Annotated in this window: 21 protein-coding genes; 12 read left to right on the top strand and 9 right to left on the bottom strand. The window is 41.7% G+C overall.

The window, feature by feature from the left end; translation table 11 throughout:
- Positions 1 to 86 precede the first annotated feature (86 nt).
- The 3 genes from C8D94_RS15370 to C8D94_RS13800 all read right to left on the bottom strand — a co-directional run bounded on the left by C8D94_RS15370 (position 87) and on the right by C8D94_RS13800 (position 3098).
- Positions 87 to 236: a hypothetical protein gene (locus tag C8D94_RS15370; protein WP_170134784.1), complete on the bottom strand. Its 150-nt coding sequence runs from the start codon at positions 234 to 236 to the stop codon at positions 87 to 89.
- Between the two features lie 189 nt (positions 237 to 425).
- The gene (locus tag C8D94_RS13805; protein WP_115124555.1) at positions 426 to 1076 is read right to left on the bottom strand and encodes a response regulator; all 651 of its coding nucleotides are present in this window, start codon (positions 1074 to 1076) and stop codon (positions 426 to 428) included.
- Positions 1077 to 3098, bottom strand: coding sequence for a tetratricopeptide repeat-containing sensor histidine kinase (locus tag C8D94_RS13800; protein WP_115124554.1), 2022 nt, complete (start codon positions 3096 to 3098; stop codon positions 1077 to 1079).
- 332 nt (positions 3099 to 3430) lie between these two features.
- On the opposite strand from C8D94_RS13800, the gene C8D94_RS13795 reads away from it, so the two are divergent.
- The 6 genes from C8D94_RS13795 to C8D94_RS13770 all read left to right on the top strand — a co-directional run bounded on the left by C8D94_RS13795 (position 3431) and on the right by C8D94_RS13770 (position 12886).
- Positions 3431 to 4447 carry a pyruvate dehydrogenase complex E1 component subunit beta gene (locus C8D94_RS13795; RefSeq protein ID WP_262510550.1) on the top strand — a complete coding sequence of 339 codons (1017 nt, stop codon included), beginning with the start codon at positions 3431 to 3433 and terminating at the stop codon, positions 4445 to 4447.
- Between the two features lie 316 nt (positions 4448 to 4763).
- Complete coding sequence (locus C8D94_RS13790) at positions 4764 to 7244, top strand: DUF5686 and carboxypeptidase-like regulatory domain-containing protein (protein ID WP_115124552.1); 2481 nt, start codon at positions 4764 to 4766, stop codon at positions 7242 to 7244.
- A gap of 104 nt (positions 7245 to 7348) precedes the next feature.
- The gene (locus tag C8D94_RS13785; RefSeq protein ID WP_115124551.1) at positions 7349 to 7876 is read left to right on the top strand and encodes an inorganic diphosphatase; all 528 of its coding nucleotides are present in this window, start codon (positions 7349 to 7351) and stop codon (positions 7874 to 7876) included.
- A gap of 106 nt (positions 7877 to 7982) precedes the next feature.
- On the top strand, positions 7983 to 10487 hold the full coding sequence (locus tag C8D94_RS13780; protein ID WP_115124550.1) for a sodium-translocating pyrophosphatase: 2505 nt from the start codon (positions 7983 to 7985) through the stop codon (positions 10485 to 10487).
- 120 nt (positions 10488 to 10607) lie between these two features.
- Positions 10608 to 11876 carry an MgtC/SapB family protein gene (locus C8D94_RS13775; RefSeq protein ID WP_115124549.1) on the top strand — a complete coding sequence of 423 codons (1269 nt, stop codon included), beginning with the start codon at positions 10608 to 10610 and terminating at the stop codon, positions 11874 to 11876.
- 11 nt (positions 11877 to 11887) lie between these two features.
- Positions 11888 to 12886: an App1 family protein gene (locus tag C8D94_RS13770; protein ID WP_115124548.1), complete on the top strand. Its 999-nt coding sequence runs from the start codon at positions 11888 to 11890 to the stop codon at positions 12884 to 12886.
- Here the strand turns inward: C8D94_RS13770 and ppk1 are convergent.
- From ppk1 to C8D94_RS13755, 3 genes are all read right to left on the bottom strand, one after another.
- On the bottom strand, positions 12879 to 14903 hold the full coding sequence (ppk1, locus tag C8D94_RS13765) for a polyphosphate kinase 1 (protein WP_115124547.1): 2025 nt from the start codon (positions 14901 to 14903) through the stop codon (positions 12879 to 12881). The two genes, C8D94_RS13770 and ppk1, sit on opposite strands and share 8 nt — an antisense overlap.
- A gap of 159 nt (positions 14904 to 15062) precedes the next feature.
- The gene (locus C8D94_RS13760; RefSeq protein WP_115124546.1) at positions 15063 to 15677 is read right to left on the bottom strand and encodes a deoxynucleoside kinase; all 615 of its coding nucleotides are present in this window, start codon (positions 15675 to 15677) and stop codon (positions 15063 to 15065) included.
- 4 nt (positions 15678 to 15681) lie between these two features.
- Positions 15682 to 16467, bottom strand: coding sequence for a hypothetical protein (locus C8D94_RS13755; RefSeq protein ID WP_147278562.1), 786 nt, complete (start codon positions 16465 to 16467; stop codon positions 15682 to 15684).
- A 101-nt stretch (positions 16468 to 16568) separates the two neighbouring features.
- On the opposite strand from C8D94_RS13755, the gene C8D94_RS13750 reads away from it, so the two are divergent.
- From C8D94_RS13750 to C8D94_RS13735, 4 genes are all read left to right on the top strand, one after another.
- Entirely contained in the window at positions 16569 to 17399 is an 831-nt protein-coding gene (locus C8D94_RS13750) for a GLPGLI family protein (protein WP_115124544.1), read from the top strand.
- Positions 17400 to 17494: 95 nt separating this feature from the next.
- Complete coding sequence (locus C8D94_RS13745; RefSeq protein ID WP_115124592.1) at positions 17495 to 18424, top strand: GLPGLI family protein; 930 nt, start codon at positions 17495 to 17497, stop codon at positions 18422 to 18424.
- Positions 18425 to 18480: 56 nt separating this feature from the next.
- Positions 18481 to 21207, top strand: a complete 2727-nt coding sequence (locus tag C8D94_RS13740; RefSeq protein WP_115124543.1) for a carboxypeptidase regulatory-like domain-containing protein — start codon at positions 18481 to 18483, stop codon at positions 21205 to 21207.
- 30 nt (positions 21208 to 21237) lie between these two features.
- A complete protein-coding gene (locus tag C8D94_RS13735) occupies positions 21238 to 21852 on the top strand; it encodes a DUF4230 domain-containing protein (RefSeq protein ID WP_115124542.1) in 615 nt (204 codons plus the stop codon).
- Here the strand turns inward: C8D94_RS13735 and C8D94_RS13730 are convergent.
- The 3 genes from C8D94_RS13730 to C8D94_RS13720 form a co-directional block, all read right to left on the bottom strand.
- Positions 21844 to 22170 carry a thermonuclease family protein gene (locus tag C8D94_RS13730; RefSeq protein WP_115124541.1) on the bottom strand — a complete coding sequence of 109 codons (327 nt, stop codon included), beginning with the start codon at positions 22168 to 22170 and terminating at the stop codon, positions 21844 to 21846. The two genes, C8D94_RS13735 and C8D94_RS13730, sit on opposite strands and share 9 nt — an antisense overlap.
- A 79-nt stretch (positions 22171 to 22249) precedes the next feature.
- Complete coding sequence (locus tag C8D94_RS13725) at positions 22250 to 22558, bottom strand: rhodanese-like domain-containing protein (RefSeq protein ID WP_115124540.1); 309 nt, start codon at positions 22556 to 22558, stop codon at positions 22250 to 22252.
- A gap of 27 nt (positions 22559 to 22585) precedes the next feature.
- A complete protein-coding gene (locus C8D94_RS13720; protein ID WP_245946341.1) occupies positions 22586 to 24412 on the bottom strand; it encodes an aromatic amino acid hydroxylase in 1827 nt (608 codons plus the stop codon).
- 72 nt (positions 24413 to 24484) lie between these two features.
- Between C8D94_RS13720 and C8D94_RS13715 the strand changes: the two genes are divergently transcribed.
- The gene (locus C8D94_RS13715) at positions 24485 to 25051 is read left to right on the top strand and encodes a TetR/AcrR family transcriptional regulator (protein ID WP_115124539.1); all 567 of its coding nucleotides are present in this window, start codon (positions 24485 to 24487) and stop codon (positions 25049 to 25051) included.
- Positions 25052 to 25204: 153 nt separating this feature from the next.
- A complete protein-coding gene (locus C8D94_RS13710) occupies positions 25205 to 26278 on the top strand; it encodes a 2Fe-2S iron-sulfur cluster-binding protein (protein ID WP_115124538.1) in 1074 nt (357 codons plus the stop codon).
- Positions 26279 to 26291: the final 13 nt, after the last annotated feature.

Below are 26291 nucleotides of genomic sequence, written 5' to 3'. Positions count from 1 at the left end.
ATATATTGAATTATAGTTGCCCCGTGGAAAAGTAAGTTAATTAGAACGGCTGCCCTGAATGACAGCCGCTTGTATAGTAAATTGCTTTAATCACCCGAATCAGGATCGTTGGTCTCCCCAGCTTTCTCGCCTTCGGTTAATTGCTCTGAAGGAGTTTCAATAAGGGGTTGTTTGGTACAGTTTGAAAAACTGAGGCATACGAGTACTATGGCACAGGCCGAAATCATTTTTTTCATAAGAGTTGTATTATGGTTAAAAAAATGTCCGTGTGCCGCGCGGCTAGAAGGGCGAAAAACTGTTTTGGGACCCAGCCTCCCTTAAGGCTGCAAACCAGTATCTTCGTTTATGTAGTAAATGTAGTGTGGTTGTAAAGGAAGGCTATTCCAGTATTTGGAAGTAAAATTGGAAAATTTTGGAAAATGGAGTTATTCTATATATCCCAATCGCATTAGTTTGAGTAACAGTTGCTTGTCATTGACCACATCAAAATCTATGTACATACGGTCCAGTTTTGCCTTTATGGTCTTTGAGCTTACAGGTACAGGAGTGTCTTTCCAGTCTGCTGCCGTGTTTATGGTAGGTAGGTATTTAATAATAAGATCATCTACAGCATCCATATTGTGTTCAATCTTGATGCGCCGGCGTAGTTGCCGGTTAATGGCATCGGTGTAATGTTTTCCGCCGTTCAGTACTTTCTCAATAGCAAAGTACAGGTCCTTGTGGTTCTGGTGGTCTTTGGTAACAATGCCTGCTGGATCGTGTGATTGTATAATGGGATGCAGTTTTAACAACGACAGGTCTGCTGTATATATAATTGTGGGGAGGGTAATGTCCTTTTCTTTCAACGTATTCATGAGTGCCTTGCCATTTGGGATACGCTTGTTGGTATTGTTCAAAAACTCAAGGTCCAATATCAAAAGATCGATTTTTTGCGAAGGATGTATGATTGTTGAGAAAGCATGATCACAATCGAAGGCTTTTGTTACTCGAAAGTCTGGAAACCTTTCATTGATCTTGGCCTCGAGGCTGTCGAGGATGTCGGGTTGGTCATCTACCAAAAGCAAGTGTTTTTCCATTTACGTTAAAATTATATTGAAGAGAATTTTGGTGCCTTTTTCTGATTGGCTTTCTATGGTCACATCTCCATTTATTTCGTCCATCTTGAGTTTGATATCGCGAAGGCCTATTCCTTTTTTTACATCTTCGGTGCTAAATCCCTTTCCGTTATCCTTCATTGAAACAAACAGAACGCCATCCTTTTTTTCAAAATTGAAGTCTACCCGTGTGGCTTGGGAGTGGTTGTAGATGTTAGAAATATTTTCCTTGATGGCAAAGAGGAGGTTTCGTTTTATGGGTTCGGCTATCTGCTTCCAGTCAATATCCTTTAATCCTGTGAAGGTTACTTGCGTGCGCGCCAAGCGATCGTCTGCGGCCAGGTTGAGCACTTGATCCTTAAAAGGGCTTTCGGAAAAAGGGACACTCTGCACCTTATAGGCCAAATCCTTGATTTTATCCTTGATCTGGGAGATTTTTTCTGCCCAAATGGGTTGGTTGTTGTTTTGCAGACCCGCTGCGATCAACTCTAGATCTTTTGCGTGTTGACCGTGCAGTGTGAGCGCTATCTTGTCTTTTTCCTTCTCTCTGGCAAAGGTGACCTGTAGTTGTGTTTCTTGTGCCATTTGTTTTTCCCGTAGGGCGGTTTCCCTGGCGTCCTGTTTTTTTTGTTGCTGGTTAAAGTAGTAAATACCTGCTAATAGCAACAATGCTGTAATGGTAGCCACTGCAAAAACTACTTTGGTGGTGCGTTCTTTTTCCAGTACCAATTTTTGTTGTGCTTCTTTTTGTTTCAGTTGCAGGATCTGGTTTTCCTTTTGTTTGGTTTTATAGCGGGTGTTTGCGTCAGTAATTTGTTTGTTTTTTTCAATAGAAAAAAGGGTGTCCTTATAAGCCATTGCAACTTCATAGTGTTGTAACGCTAGGGTAGCTTTTTTTTGGATTTTATATATTTCGTATTCGGCTAGAAAAATTTCATATAATAAATCATTATGCTCGTTTTCTCTAGCGATTTCTTTCGCTTTCATTAGAGAGGCAAGTGCATTGTGGTAATCCTTTTTCTTAAAGTGAAGTAAGCCATTTGTCGTGTAGATGCCAGCAGCAACGTAAGGATTGTTTATTTCTTTTATTTTAGAGATTGTTTTCTTTGAGTAATGTAAAGCTTTTTCAGTGTTATCAATTAAATAGGCTTCAGACAATGCTTGGTAAGCAACAGACAAATATATTTCGTATGAGGATCCTTCTAGCTTTTTTTCAGCATTCAAAAGCAATTTAATTCCTCTGTCGTAGTTTCCCATTTTTACTTCGGTATCGCCTAAACCAATTTCAACTACATTTTTTAGAATATTTCTATCTTCTGAAATGTTCACTCTGAGTGCTTTTTCAAAATAGAATTTAGCTTCTTCATATTCTTCAAGTTCTTTAAAGCAAGTTCCCAAATTGTTTAAAGCGTTAAATTCATTATCTGCATCTCCCAGCGAACTTGAAATTTTGTTACTGTCTAGATAATCCTTTATTGCAAGATGAAACTTACCTTTTTTGAAATAAAAATTTGCTTGATTATTTTTTACAATAGCTTTTATGGCTAGTGCTTTTTTTGAAGTGTCGTTTGCAATTTTTTCTAATGCCTCATCATAATAATAAAATGCAGAATCTTCTTGGCTGAGTGCTTCGCAAAAAGCCCCTAATAAGTTATAACATCGAGCTTTAAACTCATCGTGAGGAGCAATATTGAGTGAGAGTGTTGCATATTTTTTTCCAGTTTTAAATTCTGTTTTGTAATAATTTCCTTGGGCAGCAAAAAAATATAGTGAATGTAATGAGTCTAATTTTTTTCTTTTTGCAAGTGCAATTCCTTTTTGGATATACTCTAAAGCCTCATCAAGAGGTATGTTAGACTGGTATAAATCAAAATAAATTGATATTTTTTCTTGATCTGTGGCAGTGGCTAATTTTTCTTTTAAATTTTTAACAGGAGTTTCTTGGCCAACTAATAGTTGGGTAACTAGTAGCGCACAGACTAAAACATTTTTTTTTAGAAGCATTCTTAGTTTATACTTTAGAGTCTAGCATGGATATGGATGATAATTCTTTTTAGACATTATCCCTTTTAAAGATATAGATTTTAGGTTAGTTCCCTGAGAATAATGTCTAGGAGCATTTTCATCTAAAAATTAGCAATTTTCATACAACTGAATTATAAATTCATTAATTGTTGAGTGAGTTTTTTATTTATCATCATCTAAAAACAGAAATTTTTTCTATAATGATTACTTATATCCATTTAAAAAAAACTTTATTCCTATTTTTGTTTTCCTGAAAAAGCTGAAACAACCATTCCGTATTTGGAGTGGTCTCTTATTCAAAGTTTAATAAAATAAAACGCTCTAGGGTTATCGAGCGGAGCCTAAGTATGAAAACACTACAATTCAGAGAAGCCATTTGCGAGGCAATGAGCGAAGAAATGCGAAAGGACGAGTCCATTTACCTAATGGGAGAGGAAGTTGCCGAGTATAACGGTGCCTACAAGGCCAGTAAGGGAATGTTGGATGAGTTTGGTGCCAAACGCGTGATAGACACTCCAATTTCGGAACTCGGTTTTGCAGGGGTTGCCATAGGCAGTACCATGACGGGCAACCGCCCCATTGTAGAATTTATGACCTTTAACTTCTCGCTGGTTGGGATAGACCAAATTATAAACAATGCCGCAAAGATTCGCCAAATGAGCGGGGGGCAGATAAATTGCCCTATCGTATTTCGAGGGCCAACAGCCTCTGCGGGCCAATTGGCAGCCACACACTCCCAGGCTTTTGAGAGTTGGTACGCAAATACCCCTGGACTGAAAGTGGTGGTCCCATCAAACCCTGCCGATGCAAAAGGGCTCCTAAAGAGTGCTATTCGTGATGACGACCCAGTGATCTTTATGGAAAGCGAGCAAATGTACGGTGACAAAGGCGAGGTGCCGGAAGGAGAATATTTAATTCCGTTGGGAGTTGCCGATATTAAACGAAAAGGAAACGATGTGACCATTGTGTCCTTCGGAAAAATAATCAAAGAAGCTTATAAAGCTGCCGAAGAATTGGCCAAGGACGGTATCGAGTGTGAAATTATAGACCTTAGGACCGTACGGCCCATGGACCACGATGCCATATTGGAAAGTGTAAAGAAAACCAATCGGTTGGTCATTTTGGAAGAGGCGTGGCCCTTTGGGAACGTAGCAACCGAAATTACGTACCAAGTACAGAGCCAGGCTTTTGATTATTTGGATGCACCCATAGTAAAAATAAACACGGCCGATACCCCAGCGCCTTATTCCCCTGTTTTGCTCAAAGAATGGTTGCCTAATAGCGACGATGTGATAAAGGCGGTAAAAAAGGTACTGTATATCGATTGAGGTCTACGCAACAAACCCAAAACAATCCTTCCTCTTCATGGAGGTTAGCAGGGACTTCTTTTCTCAACGGAAGAAGTGGTTAAGGCAATAAAGGTATGATATACAAGAAGTAATTATCAACCTGCTCCCACTATCATCCCCTCAAGGCGATATTTAATTACTATTTTTCCTTATTGGAATTTGAGATCTGTTTTTTTTCAGATTTACTGCCAAGCAGGGTTTTAAGAATATTTTAATTGCCCAACACTCTAATAATTGCGTTATTTGCCTTTGCCATAGTGATAAGATATAATGGCTCCTTTTGCAGAACCTACTTATGAAGTATTTCTTAATTTTTTCATTTTTCATTTTTTCCTCCCTATTGGTAGCTCAGACAAAGGTGAGCGGTGTGGTAAAGGATGCTTCAGGCACATCAGTAGCTTTTGCGAATGTAATTTTTAAGGATAGCAATATAGGCACCATTACCAACGAAGAGGGGCGCTTTTACCTTGAGAGTGATGATGATCACGAGGCCGTGGTTTTTTCATTTGTAGGCTATGAAACCAAGGAAGTTGTTTTAGATGGAAGTACTACCTATAAGATGGAAATCATCTTGAACGAAGAGGCATCTGCCTTGGATGAAGTGGTTATCTTCACGGGAAAGACTTCAAAAAAGGATAACCCTGCTTTGGTTATTCTCAGGAAAATCTGGGAGAACCGTCGTGAAAATGGAGTGAAAAAGTTCAACCAGTATAGTTACGATAAATATGAAAAGCTGGAGTTCGACCTCAACACTATAGATTCTACCCTTATAAAAAGTAAGATATTCAAGGGGATGGAATTTATCTGGGACCAGATAGATACCTCAAACATTACGGGGAACAGTTACCTGCCCATTTTCATAAACGAGGCCGTTTCAAAAGTGTATGGCGATAATCTGCTGGATGAGGAAAAAGAAATTCTGAAAGGGAACAAGAACAGTGGGTTCAGTAATAACCAAACCCTTATTGCTTTTGTAAAAGACCTCTATAAGGAATATGATGTATATGACAATTATCTGAAATTCTTCGACAAGGCCTTTACCAGTCCGCTTTCCCGAACGGGGATAGACGTCTACAACTATGTGCTCTTGGATAGTGCGTACCGCGACAATAAATGGTGCTATAATATTGTGTACTACCCTCGCCGTAAGGGAGAGCTTACTTTTAAGGGCGACTTTTGGGTGAACGATACTACTTGGGCGATAAAAGAGATTAATTTAAGGGCCTCAAAGAGCGCCAACCTTAACTGGGTGCGTGAGGTGTATATCGAACAGGAATTCGATGTTCTTAACGATTCGGTGTTCCTCATTACCCGAGATTACTTCTTGAGTGATTTCAGTTTCAGGAAAAAGGAAGAAGCACAGGGAGTCTACGGAAGAAGAACCACCTTGTTCGATAATTACAGCTTCGATATCCCAAAGGAAAAAAGTTTTTATGGCGAACAAGTAGATCCATATAGTGAAGAAATATACAATCGTCCCGACGAGTTCTGGGCCGAAAACCGGATGGAGGAACTCAACAAGGACGAAAAGGGCGTTTATGAAATGCTGGATACGCTCAAGACCGTTCCCCGTTTCCAAACCTTTTACAAACTGGGCGCCACCTTGGCCACAGGGTATTATGAAGTGGGTGATTTTGATGTGGGTCCCGTATTTTCCATTTTTGGTTTTAATGAAGCCGAAGGATTCCGAGTTCGTCTGGGTGGGCGTACCTACTTTGGGCAGAACGACCCCTGGCGAATTGAAGGTTTTGGAGCGTATGGGTTCAGGGACCAACGTTTCAAATATGGTATCTCCGCAAAATGGCTCTTGGATCGAAAGAGCAGGCTCACCGTATTTGCAGGGAACCGAAGGGATGTAGAACAAACAGGCGCCAGCCTTACTAACAGTAATGATGTATTGGGGAGAAGTTTAGCGTCTTCTTCTTTGATATCGGTGGGCGCAAACGATAGGCTTACACGAATAAATTTAACCACCGCAGGATTTTCTTTCGAGCCTGCCAAGAATTTTCAAGCAAGGGTAACGGGCTCATACCGTACGTTGGAATCTGCAACCGAAACGTTCAGTCTGGATTATCTGGATGAAAACGGTAACGTACAATCTGAAATTTCCCAGCCTGAAATTGAATTGGGACTATTTTACACCCCAAAGCGAAAAACCTCTGGTTACGGAGTGGAGCGGACCATTATCAACGATGGTGATTTTGCCAATATATACCTGGGCTATACCTACGGAATAAAAGATGCCTTTGGTGGCGATTTTGAATATTCCAAGATACAGGCACTATACAGCCAGCCTTGGAATATTGGTGGGTTTGGACGCCTGTTCACCACTGTGGAGGCCGGGACCATCTTAGATCCCGTTCCATTGGGATTATTGAGTCCTATTCCTGGAAACCAGACCTATTTTAGCTTGTACAATACCTTCAGCAATCTAGATTTTTACGAATTTGTGAGTGATACCTACACCTCTTTGCACCTGCAACATAATTTTGGCGGAAGGATCTTCTCCAGGATCCCTTTCCTTAGAGACCTCGACCTGCGTGAGGTGGTTGGTTTTAGGGCTGTTTATGGAAGTATTTCAGACGAAAACATCGCCCTGAATGCCCCTAATGGGTTGCTGCTCCAAGCACCAGAAGACATCTACTACGAGTACAGTATTGGGGTGGGCAATATCTTTAGGATTTTCCGTCTGGACTTTAACTTTCGGGGGAACTATCTGGACAATCCCGGTGCCAGGCGTTTCGGTGTGACGGGGATTTTTGGATTTTCTTTTTAAAAGAAAAAACCTTCACGATAGCTTAACACAAATAAACCAATTCCAGTAGGCTAAAAGCCGAAAAAAGCGTACTTTTGCACCCGTTTTCAGAAAAAGAAACAATTATGACAGCAGATAAAGTAACTACCTTTGACGTATTGATTGAAATCCCAAAGGGAAGCCGAAACAAATACGAGTATGATTTCGACCTGAAGAAAATACGTTACGACCGTATGATATTTTCTTCTATGATGTATCCCGCAGACTATGGTTTTGTGCCAGAGACCCTTGCGCTGGACGGTGACCCCCTGGATGTGTTGGTGTTGGTGACCGAGCCTACGTTTCCCGGATGTGTGATAGAGGTGAAGCCCATTGGTGTGTTCCACATGGCAGACGAGAAGGGGCCGGACGAAAAAGTGATCTGTGTGCCGGTAAGCGACCCCATTGCCAACCGAGTGAACGACTTAAATGAACTGAACGAACACCTCATTAAAGAGATAGAGCATTTCTTTCAGGTATATAAAGATCTGGAAGAAAAGAAAGTAGATGTTGGTGGCTGGGGAGATGTAAACGAGGCAAAGGATATCGTTGCAAAATGTGTGGACCGCTTTAGGGCGAGTGATGTTCCCGTACAGGAAGTGAGCATTCGATAAGACGATTTTACCCTATAAATATTTGAGCAATAACCCCTTCGGTTATTGCTTTTTTGTTTTGCCCCTTTTTGTTACTTTAGCACCCACTTAAACCAAACCTTATAAAATGGAAGAAAATATTATTTATGTACCTATTGCACTGGCCGTTCTAGGCCTTTTGTTTATGCTCGTGAAAATGAGCTGGGTAAAGAAGCAGAGCGCAGGGAGCGAGCGCATGCAATCTATTTCAAAAAGTATTAAGGAAGGGGCTTTGGCATTCCTTTCGGCAGAATATCGCTTGTTGGTAATTTTTGCTATCATCGCTTCAGGACTGTTGTTCTTGGTTTCTACCTTGGTAGAATCTACTAGTTGGATGATTGTTCCAGCATTTATAGTAGGAGCCATCTTTTCGGCCCTGGCAGGAAATATAGGGATGCGTATTGCAACAGAGGCCAACGCACGTACCGCAGAAGCAGCCAAAACATCGTTACCACAAGCGCTAAAGGTTTCTTTTGGTGGTGGTACCGTAATGGGGCTTGGCGTTGCCGGGCTCGCAGTATTGGGACTTAGCTTGATCTTCTTATTCTTCTTGGGGCAATTTATGGGCAACGATGGTTCTTTTTACGATAATATGACCGTTGTCTTAGAGGCCTTGGCCGGTTTCTCTTTGGGAGCAGAATCTATTGCACTTTTTGCTCGTGTGGGCGGTGGTATCTATACCAAAGCTGCCGATGTAGGAGCAGACCTCGTGGGTAAAGTAGAAGCTGGTATCCCAGAGGACGATCCCCGTAACCCTGCAACCATTGCAGATAACGTAGGTGATAACGTTGGTGATGTTGCCGGAATGGGAGCCGATCTTTTTGGCTCGTATGTAGCAACAGTGTTAGCCGCTATGGTGCTCGGAAACTACGTTATACGAGATATTGCAGTTGCTAATGGCGGTGCATTTACCGATGCGTTCAACAATATGGGACCAATTTTGTTACCGCTTGTTATTGCAGGGGTAGGAGTCTTGGCTTCAATTATCGGGACCTTTTTAGTGAGTATTAAGAACAACGATGCAAAGGAAAGCAAAGTACAGGCGGCTCTAGACCGTGGAAACTGGGCAGCTATTATCATTACCCTCATCGCAAGTTACTTTTTAATAGAGTGGATGCTGCCTGAGACTATGGCAATGAAGTTTTTTGGTGAAGGTGTGAAAGAAGTTGCGGCTATTAACGTGTTTTGGTCTGCTTGTATCGGCTTGGCCGTAGGAGCGTTGATCTCTATGGTAACGGCCTATTACACCTCTCTGGGTAAAAAACCAGTGATGGATATTGTTGAAAATTCTTCAACAGGTGCAGCAACTAATATTATTGCGGGACTTTCGGTAGGGATGTATTCTACGTTTGCATCGGTAATATTGTTTGCAGCGGCTATTTATGGGTCGTACGAGTTGGCTGGATTTTATGGGGTTGCATTGGCAGCTTCAGCAATGATGGCAACCACCGCTATGCAATTGGCTATCGATGCCTTTGGTCCTATTGCAGATAATGCAGGGGGTGTAGCCGAAATGAGCGAATTGGAACCACACGTACGAGAAAGAACCGATATTTTAGATTCCGTTGGTAACACGACCGCTGCCGTAGGAAAAGGTTTTGCGATTGCTTCAGCGGCATTGACGGCCTTGGCATTATTTGCAGCCTATGTAACGTTTACAGGTATCGATGGTATTAATATTTTCCGTGCCGATGTTTTGGCAATGTTGTTCGTAGGAGGGATGATTCCCGTAGTATTTTCAGCAATGGCTATGAAGAGTGTGGGTAAAGCTGCGATGGAAATGGTACAGGAAGTACGCCGCCAGTTCCGAGAAATACCTGGTATTATGGAAGGAACAGGTACGCCAGAATATGCCAAATGTGTAGATATTTCAACCAAGGCAGCATTAAAGGAAATGATTTTACCCGGATTGTTAACCATTATTACTCCTATTGTTATAGGTCTTTTGTTTGGTGCGGAACCCTTGGGAGGCTATATGGCAGGAGTGTGTGTGAGCGGTGTAATGTGGGCGATTTTCCAGAATAACGCTGGAGGTGCTTGGGACAACGCCAAGAAGAGTTTTGAAGCAGGGGTGATGATCAATGGCGAAATGACCTACAAAGGAAGTGACGCCCATAAAGCAGCCGTAACAGGAGATACCGTGGGTGACCCATTCAAGGATACCTCAGGACCCTCTATGAACATCTTGATTAAATTAACGTGTTTGGTAGGTTTGGTAATCGCTCCAATATTGGGTGGCCATGGAGCCGATCACGATACAGATGGTGCAACTACCGAAGAAATGGTGTTTATAGATGAAGATGGAAACAAAACTATCCTCACTGATAAGCAAGTGGAGCAAGTTGAAAAAGCCGATAGAACCGAAATCTCCAAAGAAGTAATGGTAACTATGAATACTGAAGGAGATGTGACCACTGCCGAAGTAACCATTGAAACCACCAAAAACGGTGAAACCACTATTGAAAAGAAAACCTTTACAGGTACCGAAGAAGAGGTGATGGAACAGATTGAAGAGTTAAAAGATACCGAGGTAAAAGTTGAAGGTGGAGCTAAAGTGATAAAGAAAGTTAAAGTGGAGGAGAACAAAGGGTGACAATCTGCTTGCTTTGTTGAAACGAAAAGTTTCAATAAAGTTTCAATTTAAGTTAAATAACTACTAAACCCTGCCCGTGCGGCGGGGTTTTTTTATGGAATTTAGTAATTTCATAATATAATGAATTACGACGACCTCATAACTCTAGGAATAGCTTTTGGGCTGGGTTTGCTCATTGGACTGCAACGGGAAAGAACCGACAATAAAATGGCCGGTGTGCGCACTTTCACCCTCATTGCTGTGTTAGGGGTGGTTTCGGGGTTTTTAACGCGCGACTTTGACAATCCGTATATCCTTCCCGCCATAGGAATTTCATTAACAGCACTTTTGGTAGTTGCCAATATCATCAAGCTCAAAAAATTTTCTGAAGCAGATGTGGGCCAAACTACCGAGGTAGCAGTCCTGCTCGTATTTGCTATAGGAGCCTATTTGGTTCTGGGCAGTCAAATTATTGGTGTTATAGTAGGGGGTACCATGGCAGTGTTGCTGTATGTAAAAGAACATCTACACAACTTCATTGAAAATTTAAAAGAAAAAGATCTCGCTGCCATAATGACCTTTGCGGGAATTTCCTTGATTATATTACCAATTCTGCCCAACCAAACGTACGGTCCCTTAGACGTCCTCAACCCAAGAAACATCTGGTTAATGGTAACCCTTATTGTTGGTATAAGTGTAGTAGGATATTTTATATACAAATTTGTGGGTAAAAAAGTGGGTATAATCTCCAATGGCGTACTGGGTGGATTTATAAGTAGTACCGCTACTACAGTGAGTTATGCGCGTAAAACCGCAAATTCAAAAAAAATAAACAAAATGGCTGCCTTTGTTATTACGGTGGCCTCAACCATTGCCTTGGTAAGGATAATAGTAGAAATAGGTATAGTAATCCCTGAAAAACTCCCACAATTAATTTTACCGCTCGCCGTGGAATTTGTTTTCATGGCTGCATTGTGTGTAGGATTGTTCTACCTCATCAACAAAGACACTTCAGAAGATGATGAAATGCCCGAACCAAAAAACCCAGCACAGTTTAAGAGTGCCTTGATATTTGGGCTACTATATGGGCTTATACTCTTGGCCGTTGCGTTTACAAAACAGGAATTTGGCAACCAAGCTCTCTACGCCGTTGCTGTAATTAGTGGCCTTACCGATGTAGATGCTATAACACTTTCCCTCTCACAACATATGAGGAACGGTGGTCTGGAAACCAGTAGCGGTTGGCGATTGATTTTACTTGCATCGCTTTCAAATTTGGTTTTTAAGGGTATCATGGCAGGTGTCCTTGGTACAAAACAATTGGCAAAATGGATAGCCTTGTCCTTCGGGCTGTCTATTATAGCAGGACTGCTGCTTATGTGGTTGTGGCCAGAAGGGTGGCATTTTTAATTAAAACCTATATGGCACTGTTTAAAAAAGACCCGTTACAAATTATACCCTTTCAGAGTTATGGTACCAATAATCACTTTTATGGCCGGGGAAGGGCGCTAGAGGACGAAAACATAGATCTATCCAAAAGAGGTTTTTTCTCTTTACTGAAAAATACCTGGAAACGTTTTGAGACAGACGAAATCCCAAACACAAAACTTCGCATCACCCTGCCCGATAACACCGTATTGTATACTGAAACCGATGCTGCCGGATACTTTAAGATTGCTGAGGATATTTCAGAACTGGACAAAATGGCCAATGAAGAAGGGTGGCTCTCTTATGAGATGGCTTTCGAGGAAAAATTCCCGGGAAGGATATTTCAAAACGATAACCGATTCCAAGGGGAACTATTGATACCTTCAGCAAACAGCAGCTTTGGCGTAATAAGCGATATAGACGACACTATCCTTCACACGGGAGTTACTTCAACATTAAAATGGCGGCTCATATTCAACACACTTTTCAAGCACGCTGAAAGTAGAAGCCCCTTAGAGGGTGCAGCAGAATTTTACCACCTCTTACATCGTGGAAAGAACGGAAAGGAGGCCAATCCCGTTTTTTATGTGAGTCACAGCCCTTGGAACTTGTATAGGTATTTAGAACTTTTTCTTCGGAAGAACAATTTTCCCAAGGGTCCCATTTTATTGCGTACCATTAGTGCTATGCGCGGAAGGGAAAAAGCTGAAAAGCCCCAGAAACAAACTGAGATCATTAACATATTGAATAGGTATCCCGATAAAAAATTTATTTTGATTGGCGATGGCGGCGAACATGACCCTGATATTTATATAGAAATAGCAGAAAACTTTCCGAACAGGATATTGGCTATTTACATTCGCAGCGTAAGGCACAAAAAAAAAGTCCTACGCATTAAGGGTCTTTTTGAAAACTATAAGACTACCCCTGCTGTTTTGGTGGAAAGCAGTAAAGAGGCTGTGGAGCACGCTAAGAAGCATGGGTTTATTTAAAATAATCGTATGTAGCCAGTTGTGCTTGTAATTTATCACTGTCGTTGCTCACGTAAGTGTTTTTTTGTTGCTCATCAATTATCCTTGCCTTTACATTGTCTTGCAATTGTAGTTCAATTAAATCCAAGAGTGTTTTTTTATGGTCTTCATCAAGAATAGGGGTTACCACTTCAATACGGTGGCTCAAGTTGCGCTTCATCCAGTCTGCAGAGCCTATAAAGATTTTTGGGTCGCCATTGTTCCCGAAGATATATACACGGCCATGTTCCAAAAATCTGTCTAAAATAGAGGTAATGTGAATGTTCTCGCTTTGTCCTTTTACGCCTGGTACCAATGAGCAAATTCCCCGAACCAACAATCTAATGGTCACGCCAGCATTGCTGGCACGGTAGAGTAATTTTATCATCGCCTTGTCCTCGAGGCTGTTCATCTTTAGGGTGATATTGGCGGGTTGTCCAGCTCTGGCAAGTTGCATTTCGGTTTGTACCAATTCTGTAAAGCCACTGCGGGTAGTGTATGGCGAAACCAACAGGCGTTTGGTCTTGGGGACCAATATTTTTTGTTGTAATACCAAAAACACCTTGTTGAGGTCCTTGCATATTTTTTTGTCGGCTGTCATTAGCCCAAAATCGGTATAGAGTTTAGCGGTTTTTTCGTTAAAGTTGCCCGTTGCAATGTATCCGAAACGTTTTTTCCCGTCTTCGGTTTTCTTCTCTATGTACAGTATTTTACTGTGTATCTTAATATCCGGGAAACTGTATATAACAGTAGCTCCGTTGTCTTCAAAAATCTTTCCCCACTTTAGGTTGTTCCGTTCATCAAAACGTGCTTTTACTTCAATAAAGACCACTACCTTTTTACCGTTTTTTGCAGCTGTGACTATAGCGTCGTTCAACCTAGATTCTGCTGCGGCACGGTAAATGGTCATTTTAATGGTGGTTACCTCGGGATCCTTTGCCGCTTCTTCCAGCAATTTAATGAGCGACTCGAAAGACTGGTAGGGGTAATGTAACAATTGGTCTTTCTTTTCAATTTCTCTTAAAATAGAATCACAACCTGCCAGCACAGGGTGGGGTAGTGGGGTTAATTTCTCGTTGCTCAGTTTGGTCTCGGTAGGATTTGGGAACCCGAAAAAATCCTTGAAGTTATGGTAGGTCCCGCCATTGACAATATCTGCATTGTACACATCCAGTGCACTCTTGAGAATTTCCTGAAAATCCTTTGGCATCCGTTTGTCTATCAGCAATCTAGTGGCTTGTCCCGTTTCCCGCTTGCTCAAAGAGTTCTTTATTTTTTCGGCAAGATTGCCGGACAGTTCATTCTCGATATACAATTCTGCATCCCTTGATTTCTTAATGCTATAAAAGGTGATATCACGCTCCATTTTTGGGTTTTGGCGCAGGTTGTACTTTAAAATATCATCAATAAACGTGATGTAATGTTTGCCATTGTGCTTTGGGAAGGTAAAAAAACGGGGTTCGTCCTCGGGGATGTTGATTACCGCAAACTGGGTGTCGCTCAATTGGGTGGTGAGATAGAGTGCTTCATTTTCAACGAACACTTGATTTTCTTCTGAGGTGTTATAGGTGTTCACTTCAGTTTTCTGCTTCAGTGTTTCCTGGTAGTAGGTCTTTGCAATTTCTTTCTGGTTGGTAGAAAATTCCTTGTGTCCTATGAGGTGTATATTGTGTTTTTTTAGTTCGGGAATTATTTCAGTCTTAAAGATAGCGCCAAATTCTTCTTGCTGAATCTCTACCTGTTTTTTAATCTCGCGCAACACCTTATTGGGCTTAGTGATGAGCTTTTTCCGTAGTGGTTTCTCAATCTTTTTTATCTGCCGGATATCGCTCACCCGCACCTTAAAAAATTCATCTAGATTGGAGGAGAAAATTGCCAAGAACTTGATGCGTTCGTACAATGGGTTTTTCTTGTCTGCAGCTTCCTGCAGTACGCGGTGGTTAAAACGCAACCACGATAGGTCACGGTGATAGTATTTCGAGTTGTAGAGCTTGCCCATTTAATAGTGTTGCTTTGTACAAAATTCGACAATAAACGGCTGGAACTGTGTTGCTGAAATGTTAAGTTTCCGAAAGAAAAAAATATGGCTACCCCAATTGATTGTTGAAGTGTTTATCATTTGCACTCGACTGCCAGGACGGGTAGGAACTAGGATCTTTTAAAACAACCCGTGCAACTCTGCATCAATCTTGTTGATCACGGCACCCAAGTCCTCGGGGTTGTCCACAAAATTGAGGTTGTCCACATCTATAATAAGTAAGTTGCCCTTGTCGTACTCATGAACCCAGGCTTCGTAGCGCTCGTTCAGGCGGCTCAAGTAGTCTATGCTTATGCTGTTCTCGTAGTCGCGACCACGTTTGTGGATCTGGTTCACCAAGTTGGGGATGGTGCTACGCAAATAAATAAGGAGGTCTGGACCCTTGGTAACGCTTTCCATTAAATCGAAAAGTGACTTGTAGTTTTCAAAATCGCGATTGGTCATAAGCCCCATGGCGTGCAGGTTTGGGGCAAAAATGTAGGCGTCCTCGTAAATGGTACGGTCCTGTATTACCTTTTTGCCACTTTCCCTAATATCCAAAATCTGGCGGAAACGACTGTTCAAAAAGTAAATTTGCAGGTTGAAGCTCCACCGTGCCATGCTGTTGTAGAAATCGTCCAGATAGGGATTGTCCTCAACATCTTCATAATGTGCTTTCCACTTGTAATGTTTTGAGAGTAAACGGGTAAGGGTGGTTTTTCCAGAGCCTATATTTCCTGCAATCGCAACGTGCATGGGTTTAATTCTTTGGTGGGTTATGGGTAAATATATGGAGTATTTTTCCGTCATAAATATACAGTAAATCCTGTGTAAGGTGCAACTGTTTCACGGTAATTTCGGGAATGTTTATTTTTTTTAATTCCGAAGGTTTTTCAGGCGAGTGCAATCCTGGTTCGGCCAGTCTAAAAATGATGTTCTCTTTTACCAGCCACACGTCTTCATCATTTTCAGTAATGGAAGTACCGTTTTTTACTTCAATTTCAGAAAGAAAACTTCCGTACACATTGTAGGTGAGCAAAGTATCCTCAAAAAGTAGGTAGCAATAATTAAAATTGCTCGCCATGGCAATTAAGGTACCCGCTATGGGCAGGGAGGTTTGTAGTTTTCGTTCCAGCCGGTAATCGTACAGTTCCAGTTGCTGGTTGTCCAGGTTAAAGAGCCACACCCTATTGTTACCCGCATTGCCGGCGGCACCAATATTGGTAAATGCCGAAAGGGTATTGAAATTTATACGTTCTACCTCATTCAATCTATTGTCCACAAAAACAACCGTATTGGTTTGTTGGTAGAACAGCATAATCTTTAAAGGGTTTATGAGGTCTACCTTCTCGATAGGTCCCAGTGAAAAGTCCTTAAACACAAAGCTGCCATCCGGGCCTTTTTTGTAAAAGGCCATTTCGTGGATAAAATAGTGGTTCTTGTAGGCGTCGGAGCCAATGTAGGTGTCTGCCTGCAATGGTATTTTTTCAGGCTGTGCCAAAACTGGCGCACATAAAAATAGCAAGCATAATAGTGAAAACCGCATAGTGCCGAAAGATACAAAATGTTACTTGTATATGTTGCGAGAACGTTTTGAAACATTGGTTTTGTATTTTCGTCATTTAACAAACCAAAAAAACCAACCTTATGAAAACAATAGTACACGTACTTGTGTTGCTTATATGTTTCACAAGCACTGCATTGGCACAAAAATTTGAAGGAATAGCCACCTATAAAACCGACCGAAAGGTAGACATAAAAATGGACGGCGAAGGAATGGACGATGCCATCCAGGAACAAATGGCGGCCATGTTGCGCAAACAGTTCCAAAAGGAGTTTACATTGACCTTCACCAAAAATGAGTCTATCTATGAGGAAGTGGAGGGTCTGGACGCACCTGCACCAAAAGCGTCAAATGGTCTAAGTATCGTAGTATCTGGAGGTAGTGATATCTTGTACCGAAATATTTCTGAAAATAGCTTCACCAACCAGACCGAGATTATGGGCAAGCAATTTTTAATTGAGGATAGCTTGCAAAAACCTGAGTGGATATTGGAGAAGGAAACCAAGAACATAGGTAACTATACTTGTTTTAAAGCTACACGGAGCAGGGAGGTGAAAGAACAGCAGCTGACCTCAGAAAGCGATAGCTTGGTAGAAGTAACAAAGCTTGTAACCACTATCGCCTGGTACACTTTGGATATTCCCTTGCAGCACGGCCCTAGTGATTATTGGGGGTTGCCAGGGTTGATATTGCAGGTGGAAGATGGAGACCTTACCATACTGTGTTCCAAAATTGTATTGAACCCAACAGAGGAAATCACCATAGAAGCTCCCAAGAAAGGCAAAAAGGTAAGTGAGGCAGCATTTGAGAAAATCCAAAAAAAGAAAAACGAGGAAATGATGGAGCGCTTTAAGAGCGACGGTCGAAAGAAGAAAGATGGCAATAGTTTTAGCATAAAAATAGGAGGTCAGTAATTTGGTCGTTAAACCTTTTGTTGGTAAAATAGTCCAAGATTACTGTAACAAAAATGGTAACTTGTTACTAATTGGAAACTATTAAAACCGTTGCTATGAAATTATATACTCTTGTACTAGTCGTACTTTTTTCAACATTTTCTTTTGCCCAAAACATCAGTGGTAAGGCCTACTACGAGTCCAAAACTACTGTAGATATGGATAATTTTGGAGGAAGGGAGATGAGCGAGCAAATGAAGAAGATGATTGCCGAGCGTATGAAAAGTATGCTGGAAAAAACGTATATCCTCACTTTCAACAAAAATGAGTCCATCTACAAGGAAGAAGAAAAACTGGAGTCCGGTCCAGGAGGGGGGTTCGGGATGATGATGAACAGTTTCTCGGCCGGTGCACAGTACAAGAACCTCGAAAAAAACCAGATCTTGGAAGAACGGGAGTTTTTTGGGAAGCAATTTCTCATTAACGATACCATTTCAAACCTGGAGTGGCAGGTAACCGACGAGAAGAAAATGATAGGAAACTACCTCGCCGTAAAAGCAACCGCCATAAAAAAAATAGACTCTGCCGATATGGCTTTTGCACGTCCACGAAGAGGAAGGGAAGACAGAAAAAAGGACGATGCTGAAAAAGCGAAAGAAGAAAAAATTGAAGTTGGGGACGAAGGAGGTGGCAATACGAATGAAACCGCAAACGGGGAAGAAAAAAAAGAGGAAGACCCTATGAATAACTTCGAGATTCCTGAAGAAATTGAAGTAACCGCTTGGTTTACACCGCAAATCCCGGTAAGCAATGGCCCGGGAGAATACGCTGGGTTGCCGGGACTCATTCTGGAAATGAACATGTACCGTACTACTATTTTATGTTCCAAAATAGTGTTGAGCACCAAAGCAGGTGAAAAGATAGAGGCTCCGGACAAAGGCGATGAGGTAACCCGAGAGGAGTACAACAAAATCGTTAAGGAAAAGATGGAAGAGATGCGCGAGAATTTCCGTGGACGCGGTAGGGGAGGCCGTAGAGGATTTTAAGATCCAAATTTCCTATTATAGCTACTTAGCTTCACAGAACAAATCACTAACTAACTATGAAAAATATACTTTGGGCATTGGTCCTATTAAGTTCTATTTCGGTTTCTGCCCAAAGCATTAAAGTGCGCGGCGTTATAAAGGATTCGCTCAACACCCCACTAGAGTTTGCCAATGTGGTAGCAACCGTTTCCAATAGCGGGGCGATAGAATCTTACGCTATTTCAAACGAGAAAGGAATGTACCAACTGGATCTGCCCAAAGGGGAAACCTACGATCTAAAAGCGAGTTTTCTAGGCTATCAAACACAACAAAAAACAGTGGCTGTTGCTGAAGATGATGACGATAAAACCCTCGATTTTATACTGAATTCGTTAGCCGATGAACTGGATGGTGTTGAAATAACCTACGAGATGCCCGTCACCGTAAAGGGTGATACCATCGTGTACAATGCCGATAGTTTTACCACCGGCGATGAACGGAAACTAGGTGATGTGATGAAAAAACTACCTGGGGTCGAAGTGAACGACGACGGAGAGATACAGGTAGAGGGCAAGACCGTCCAAAAAGTAATGGTGGAGGGAAAAGATTTTTTTGATGGCGACTCCAAACTGGCTACCAAGAACATCCCAGCCGATGCTGTGGACAAAGTAGAGGTGCTCCGCAACTACAACGAAGTAAACCAAATGCGCGGTTTGGGGAACGATCAGGACAATGTCGCCATTAACATTAAACTGAAAGAGGGTAAAAAGAATTTTTGGTTTGGAGAGGTAGCTGCTGGAGGTGGTACCATAAACGAAGACGAATTCGGGTATCTGGCGCACCCAAAACTGTTTTACTACAGTCCAGAATACAGCCTGAATTTCATAACCGATTTCAACAATATAGGAGAAGTGCCGTTTACGTTTCGGGATTATTTCAATTTTACCGGAGGGTTCCGGAATTTCAACCAAGGCGGGGGTACTAGATTCAATGTCTCAGAAAGTGACCTGAGCTTTGCCGTGGCGCAGAACAACCGTGCCAATGAGATTGAAACAAAATTCTTGGCAGGAAATTTTAGTTGGAAGGCTTCAAACTCATTGGATGTTAGCGGCTTTGGAATATTTTCGGACAACCGTACCAATATCGTGACCAATAGTATCCGGCAGTATATTTCTACTGGAGCTACCGAGAACACTTCCAGCAATACCGATCAGCGTAGCCAATTGGCAATGCTGAAACTGAGCGGTGTTTATAAACCGAATTCCGACTTGCAAGTAGACTACGATGCCCTTATAAAGACAAACAAGCAGACTGAAGATGCCAACACCCTTTCGCAATTTGGTCCCGTGAACAACAATATTGAAGAGAACAAGGAAAATACCCCAGTAGCCATAAACCAAAACGTGAATGCCTATTACACGTTGAACGATAAGAACATCTTTGCGGCCCAGATCCAGCATTTGTATCAAGACGAAGACCCTTTCTACAGCGCCATTACCGATATTTTGCCGTTCGCAGGAATCATTCCCGCAGATACTACACAGAATAGATTCAATACCAATCAGCAAAAAAATATTATAACCAACAAGCTGGACGCCAAAGTAGATTATTATTATGTTTTGAACAATACCAGTAATCTCAATTTTACTTTGGGAAGTACCTATAGCAATCAATTGTTCGACAGTTCTATTTTTCAGGTATTGGACAACGGGAACCGATTAAATTTCACCAATACACCTGAAATCAATGGCGAAACACTCCCTTTGACCAACGATGTGAATTATACCTTTACCGATGTGTTTCTAGGGCTACATTACAAGCTGAAAACAGGGCAGTTCATATTTACCCCGGGCGCAACCTTGCACAATTACAACTTAAAAGATGAGCAATTAGGCACCGAAAACTCCCAGAACGACTGGATGGTGCTTCCAGATTTCAACGCAATATGGAACATAAAGAAGAGTGAGAGCCTTCGGTTCAATTATGCGCTCTCGGCACAATATACCGATGTGAACGACTATGCCGAGGCATTCGTGTTCAACAACTATAACCGCTTGTTCCGTGGTAATAGAAATTTGGAAAACTCCTTGGCGCATACGTATACGTTAACGTATTTCAGTTTCAACCTCTTCAACTATACCAATGTGAGTGGAAATATAAGCTACTCCAAAACACTCAACAATTTTAAGAACAATACCGAGATCATTGCCATTAACCAAGTGAGCAACCCTTTCAATATCGATAGTAACTTCCCAGATGAGGTAGTTTCGGCTTTTGGAAGATTCAGCAAACGCATAAAGAAATTACAGTTTACCCTTCAGGCTAATGGGGCGTACAGCATATTTAATAACTTTATTAACAACCAGATCGTGGAGAGTGAGAGCTTTACGCAAAATTATCGTGCCAGCGTACGTAGCAGTTTCAGGGAATGGCCCAATTTTGAAGTAGGGTATCGTTTAGTTGTAAACCAATACGATAACGGAGGAAGAGAGCAAACATTCTATACCCAAAGACCTTTTGCCAACGTGGATGTAAATTTCCTGAAGCATTTCACCTTGAGTGCAGAGTGGGATTATTATAACTATACCGATGCGAACAATACCGTAGAGAACGATTATTCTTTTGTGAACGCAAACCTGTACTACCAAAAAGGCGATAGTCCGTGGGAGTTCAAGCTTCAGGCAGATAATTTATTGAACACAGAATTTACCAACCAGGATAGTTTTAATGAGCAGTTCAACACTACATCGCAGTATTTTGTTTTGCCACGTATCCTTATGCTAGTGGTAAAATATGAATTGTAATTCCCAAAAAAGCGTATCTTTCTGGTGAAAATGCGAAACATTGTCTTAGGAATTATAATCGCCCTTGTTGTAGTCTTTGGTCTCCGTTACTGCGAACACCAAAAAGACCAGCGGGAACAATTAGTGGAAAGCACTGCATTCATCCAAAAACAGCTCAAAAACGTAGGAAAATTAATAGTGACCGAAGGCAATTACGCGCAGGTCTTCAGTTACAAGGATACCGATAAACTTTTCGGGTTTTTGGAAGCCAATAAAAAAGCGTTGATAGTGGTAAATGCTGAAGCGACCATCTCTTACGATTTAAGCAAGATTGAAACTGAAATTGATGAAGTCTCTAAAACGGTCACCATAAAAAACATTCCCGAACCCGAGCTGAAGATAAACCCGAATATTGAATATTACGATGTGTCACAAGACTACCTGAACCAGTTTGAGGCCAAGGATTATAACATAATAAGGCAGCGTGTAGAAAAACTGCTGCGAACAAAGATTGAAGCTTCGCAGTTAAGGGAAAATGCCGAAAACAGGTTGATTTCCGAACTACAGAAAATTTATATCCTCACAAACTCTATGGGATGGACCCTGCAATTCAACCAGACCACAATAGAACAAACAACCGATTTCCAAAAGATTGACTTACGGTAAGTATGGCACTGCGTGGCCATTGTCTACAAGCCATTGGTTAATATTGATATCGCCCAACATAATAGTTGCGAGATAGCGACCAAATTTCCCCTGTTTGTCCTTGTAGGTGTGTATCTCAACTTCTTTGTCCAAAATCATTTCACGAACAATATCGCGTACTTCGAGGCCTCGTTCACGTTCCTCGCCACGTAATTCTGGAGTGTCTATTCCGTAGAGCCGTAATTTCATTACCTGAAAATGTAAAAAACCAAGGTCTACCTGTGCGGTTACCGTATCGCCATCGTATACGCCCTGTATAAGTGCTTTGTAGTGGTACATTGTTTTTTTGTTTTAGTTAGTAGTTAAAATTACTAAAACAATGTAATGTGTTGATCTACAGGGGAGTGCTATTTTTCTGTCAATCTAATTTTCTGTACAACGATTGCCATCCACCGCCGTTCATGGCCTCAACCCCATTGCTTTTTAAGATTGCCGCAGCGCTCCCACTTCGCACGCCACTGGCACAACAGGTAATAACAGGCTTGTTCCATTTTTTTATGGTAGCAACTTTACTTGCCACTTGTTGCAACGGTATGTGTTTGGAGCCAGGTATGGCGCCGCTGTCATATTCTGCTTTGCTGCGCACATCCAAGATCACGGCATCACGATTTTTAAAATCTTGGATTTTTTTTGTTTTATTTCCGAATAAAAAATTTAAAAGTCCCATAGTTATTGCCCGCGCTGGGGTATTTTTTTAAACAATATTTTGTTTGTCAAGTAGCGCCAAACCTCCATCTATAAGATGTGCTATTTTGGGCCGTCGAGTTTTCAGCTGCTGTAAGTAGTCGAAAACTTTTTCACTAGCTGTCAGTTCAAAAATCTCAAGTGGCAACAGCCAATCATTGGGGAATTTCTTGCTAACGGTATTAAAAATTACTATTAGTTGGTTTTTAATCTCAGGGTCAGTTCTGAAATTCCCCTCTTGAGGGGGGCTAGGGAGGTGTTTGGCCCTGGTTTTTCTTACTTCAGCATAAAGAAAATTCAATTCCTTTTCCTCTTCTGTCATTTCAGCCACATCTCCCAACGTACTCAACTCGTGCTCCACCAAGTCGAAACTTAAAAAATCTGCCGCGCCAGCAAATGCTGAAACAATCTCTTTTCCTACGGCCATATCAAAATCGCCGTCCTCTGGCGTGAACAATACTTCTTCTTTATAAGTAACCGTACAATCTGTAAACTGTATTAACATCAACTCACCTTTCAAATTTCGCATTCCGGTCACATTCATCCCCTTTACGTGGATACCGCTCTCAAACTCAAATTCAATTGGTTTTCCATCGTAAAAATTATAGGCGGCAAGGTCACGGGGTCCCATATTTTCAATAGCAAGGTTGATACCCTTCAACTTCCCCAACGGACTCCTAAAGCCTTTTTTGTGACGGGAAACACCGTGACCAATTACTTCGGTCTCACGATAGGCGAGTGCAGTCTGGCCTTCGGTTTCAAACCAAACTACTTCGTTGTCTTCATTTTGGATCATTCGGGTGAAGTTCCCCGAAATCTGTAATCCCGTAGAGATTTCAATAGTCCCCAGTTGTTTGCTTTCAATGAGTTTGTTTAGCCCACGCCAACCACCTTTGCGCACTGCCATTGTGTTTGCAAATTCTTCCAGTACTTGCTGTAAATAAGCAAAATCTGGCGTTACATACAGTTGGGGCTGTGGTTTCGTGATGTCAAAATCCTTATAAGCCGCATCAATCGAATACGGAATTTTTTTCACTTCGTCCTTCATGCACCATTCACTTTCCCCAATGGACGATAGCAATCCAGCTCCATAAATCTTGGGATTTGAAACCGTTCCCACCAGACCATACTCCACGGTCCACCAATGTAAGTTACGGATTAGTGCAATTTCAGAAGGCTTAACTTTTTTGTTTTGCAGTTCTTCTACTTGTGTTTCGGCAGCTTCAATTTTATCCAAATGGTTTTTCAAAGAGAAATTTACCCCTCCTCCCTTGGGGGAGGCTGGGAGGGGGACCTCTTTTAAAATACTTAAAGTCCTCACGGCCTCGTACAGTTCCATATCGTGAGCCGAAGAGATGGCTTTTGCTCCAATTTCCCCAAAACGGCGTAGATATTCGGCATAATCTGGACTTGCGATAATAGGCGCGTGCCCGGCTCCTTCGTGGATGATGTCCGGGGCTGGGGTATATTCTATATTTTCCAGCTGGCGGATGTCGCTTGCAATTACGAGCACTTTATACGCTTGAAATTCCATAAACGCATTGGGCGGTATAAATCCATCTACCGCAACTGCGGCCCAGCCTATTTCCTTCAGGATACGGTTCATCCCATACATAGACGGAATCTCATTGATTGAAATTCCAGTTTTTTGCAGTCCCTCCACATAGCTCTCGTGCGCCACTTTGCTCAGGTAGTTCACGTTTTTTCGCATTACATAACGCCAAACCGCCTGATCGATAGCGGTGTAATGGCCGTAATTTTGCGGTTTTATGTACTGCTTTAAGTGGGGTGGCAGTCTATCGAGTAGCTCGTTGCTTTCAATGCGTTCTTCAATCATAGCTCAAAAGTAAGAAATTCGATTTCGATTTCAGCTTGGATTTCGATTTCAAAAATTATCTTTACCCTTCCAATGAAACCTACCCGTAAACAGGAAATTATCTCACGTGCCGCATCACTCTTTAACGAAAGGGGCTACAGTGCCGTATCCATGCGCGATATTGCAAAGGCGATGGATATGAAAGCGGCAAGCTTGTACAACCATATTTCAGGCAAGCAGGAAATCCTATCATCACTCATTCTTGAAGTAGCTGAAACGTTTACGAATGCGATGCAACAGATTACTTCGGAAGAGATTGCTTCCGTTGAAAAAATTCAAAAAATAATTGAAGTCCATATTGATATTACGGTTTCCTTCTCCGAAAACATTGCTACCCTCAACAACGATTGGATGCATCTGGAAGGGGAAGATTTAAAACGCGTGGTGAAAATGCGCGAAGATTACGAAGAAAATTTCCGAAGTATTATCCAACAGGGAATTTCCGAAGGGGCTATAAAGCAAAATCATCCAGAAGTTATATTATTCTCCATTCTCTCCACCCTTCGAAACCTGTATCTCTGGAACGAGAAACGTGGCAAAATGGATGTGAACGTTTTGAAAAAGGATATGGTTTCGGTAATGTTGAAAGGAATAGTTTGAAGGGTTGTTTCTGTTCGAGCGCGGTCTAGAACTATACTGAACTTCTGAAAAACAGCTAGCTAATTTAACAACGTTCAACGGTATCAATCAAAGATTTGCAAATCAAACTAACAATCGTTAGTTTTGTGGAACAATTTTTGTAATTTATATACTGTGGCAACATTCCATAAAATAAGGGTTAAGGACATTTACAAGGAAACGGACGACTGCTCCGTGATTACCTTTGATGTTCCTTCTGAAATTTTTGATGAATTTAAGTTTCGTCAAGGGCAACATTTAACTTTGAAAGCCGATATTAACGGGCAGGATACCCGTCGTTCCTACAGCTTGTGCTCTGCGCCACAGGAAGGTATATGGAAAGTTGCGGTAAAAGAAATATTGGGAGGTGCATTTTCAACGTTTGTAAACCAGGAATTGAAAGCTGGCGATACCCTCGAAGTAATGGCGCCCAGTGGCACGTTTGGGGTGGACTGTAGCCCAAATAAAGCGAAAAACTATCTCTTTTTTGCCGCCGGTAGCGGAATTACCCCTGTGCTGTCAATGATCAAATCGCATCTAGCGGCTGAAAAAGAGAGTACTTGTAAGCTCTTTTATGTGAATAAAACAGCAAAATCCATTATCTTTAAGGAGGAATTGGAGCAATTGCGCAACACCTATTTCGGAAGGTTGGAAATCTACTATTTCCTAACTAAAGAAAAAAGGGATATCGAACTCTTCAACGGTAGGTTTGATGACGAAAAAATGGAGGTATTGACAAAGACATTTATCGATATTCCCGATACAAGCGAAGTCTTCCTCTGCGGCCCTGAAAAAATGGTGCAATATGTTTCTAATTATTTAATCGAAGCAGGATTGCCTAAAGAATTGGTGCATTTTGAACTGTTTGTCACAGGACTCTCTGACGAAGATATTGCACGACAAGAACGATTGGCACAACAAAACGTAGAAGGAACTGAAGTTATCATCGTAGATGGCGGAAAGGAATTTACCTTCACAATGACCAAAGAGTATGACAACATTCTCGATGCGGCCCTGGGTGCTGGAGCAGATTTGCCTTTCGCCTGTAAAGGAGGAGTGTGCAGCACCTGTAAGTGTGAAGTAAAAGAAGGCAATGTAGAGATGAAGATAAATTATGCGTTGGACGATAAAGAAGTGGCGCAAATGTTAGTGTTGAGTTGCCAAGCCGTGCCAACCACAGATAAAGTAAAAGTAGATTTTGATGTATAATCACTATCTTATA

The organism is Marinirhabdus gelatinilytica (assembly GCF_003353425.1).
Taxonomy (GTDB): domain Bacteria; phylum Bacteroidota; class Bacteroidia; order Flavobacteriales; family Flavobacteriaceae; genus Marinirhabdus; species Marinirhabdus gelatinilytica.
The sequence above is the reverse complement of the archived record's forward strand: the minus strand, read 5'-3'. Positions and strand labels throughout refer to the sequence as shown.

Excerpts from the sequence above, each read along its gene's own strand:
- C8D94_RS15370 (WP_170134784.1), bottom strand. The coding sequence starts at position 236 with ATGAAAAAAATGATTTCGGCCTGTGCCATAGTACTCGTATGCCTCAGT.
- C8D94_RS13805 (WP_115124555.1), bottom strand. The coding sequence starts at position 1,076 with ATGGAAAAACACTTGCTTTTGGTAGATGACCAACCCGACATCCTCGAC.
- C8D94_RS13800 (WP_115124554.1), bottom strand. The coding sequence starts at position 3,098 with ATGCTTCTAAAAAAAAATGTTTTAGTCTGTGCGCTACTAGTTACCCAA.
- C8D94_RS13790 (WP_115124552.1), top strand. The coding sequence starts at position 4,764 with ATGAAGTATTTCTTAATTTTTTCATTTTTCATTTTTTCCTCCCTATTG.
- C8D94_RS13785 (WP_115124551.1), top strand. The coding sequence starts at position 7,349 with ATGACAGCAGATAAAGTAACTACCTTTGACGTATTGATTGAAATCCCA.
- C8D94_RS13780 (WP_115124550.1), top strand. The coding sequence starts at position 7,983 with ATGGAAGAAAATATTATTTATGTACCTATTGCACTGGCCGTTCTAGGC.
- C8D94_RS13775 (WP_115124549.1), top strand. The coding sequence starts at position 10,608 with ATGAATTACGACGACCTCATAACTCTAGGAATAGCTTTTGGGCTGGGT.
- C8D94_RS13770 (WP_115124548.1), top strand. The coding sequence starts at position 11,888 with ATGGCACTGTTTAAAAAAGACCCGTTACAAATTATACCCTTTCAGAGT.
- ppk1 (WP_115124547.1), bottom strand. The coding sequence starts at position 14,903 with ATGGGCAAGCTCTACAACTCGAAATACTATCACCGTGACCTATCGTGG.
- C8D94_RS13760 (WP_115124546.1), bottom strand. The coding sequence starts at position 15,677 with ATGCACGTTGCGATTGCAGGAAATATAGGCTCTGGAAAAACCACCCTT.
- C8D94_RS13755 (WP_147278562.1), bottom strand. The coding sequence starts at position 16,467 with ATGCGGTTTTCACTATTATGCTTGCTATTTTTATGTGCGCCAGTTTTG.
- C8D94_RS13750 (WP_115124544.1), top strand. The coding sequence starts at position 16,569 with ATGAAAACAATAGTACACGTACTTGTGTTGCTTATATGTTTCACAAGC.
- C8D94_RS13745 (WP_115124592.1), top strand. The coding sequence starts at position 17,495 with ATGAAATTATATACTCTTGTACTAGTCGTACTTTTTTCAACATTTTCT.
- C8D94_RS13740 (WP_115124543.1), top strand. The coding sequence starts at position 18,481 with ATGAAAAATATACTTTGGGCATTGGTCCTATTAAGTTCTATTTCGGTT.
- C8D94_RS13735 (WP_115124542.1), top strand. The coding sequence starts at position 21,238 with ATGCGAAACATTGTCTTAGGAATTATAATCGCCCTTGTTGTAGTCTTT.
- C8D94_RS13730 (WP_115124541.1), bottom strand. The coding sequence starts at position 22,170 with ATGTACCACTACAAAGCACTTATACAGGGCGTATACGATGGCGATACG.
- C8D94_RS13725 (WP_115124540.1), bottom strand. The coding sequence starts at position 22,558 with ATGGGACTTTTAAATTTTTTATTCGGAAATAAAACAAAAAAAATCCAA.
- C8D94_RS13720 (WP_245946341.1), bottom strand. The coding sequence starts at position 24,412 with ATGATTGAAGAACGCATTGAAAGCAACGAGCTACTCGATAGACTGCCA.
- C8D94_RS13715 (WP_115124539.1), top strand. The coding sequence starts at position 24,485 with ATGAAACCTACCCGTAAACAGGAAATTATCTCACGTGCCGCATCACTC.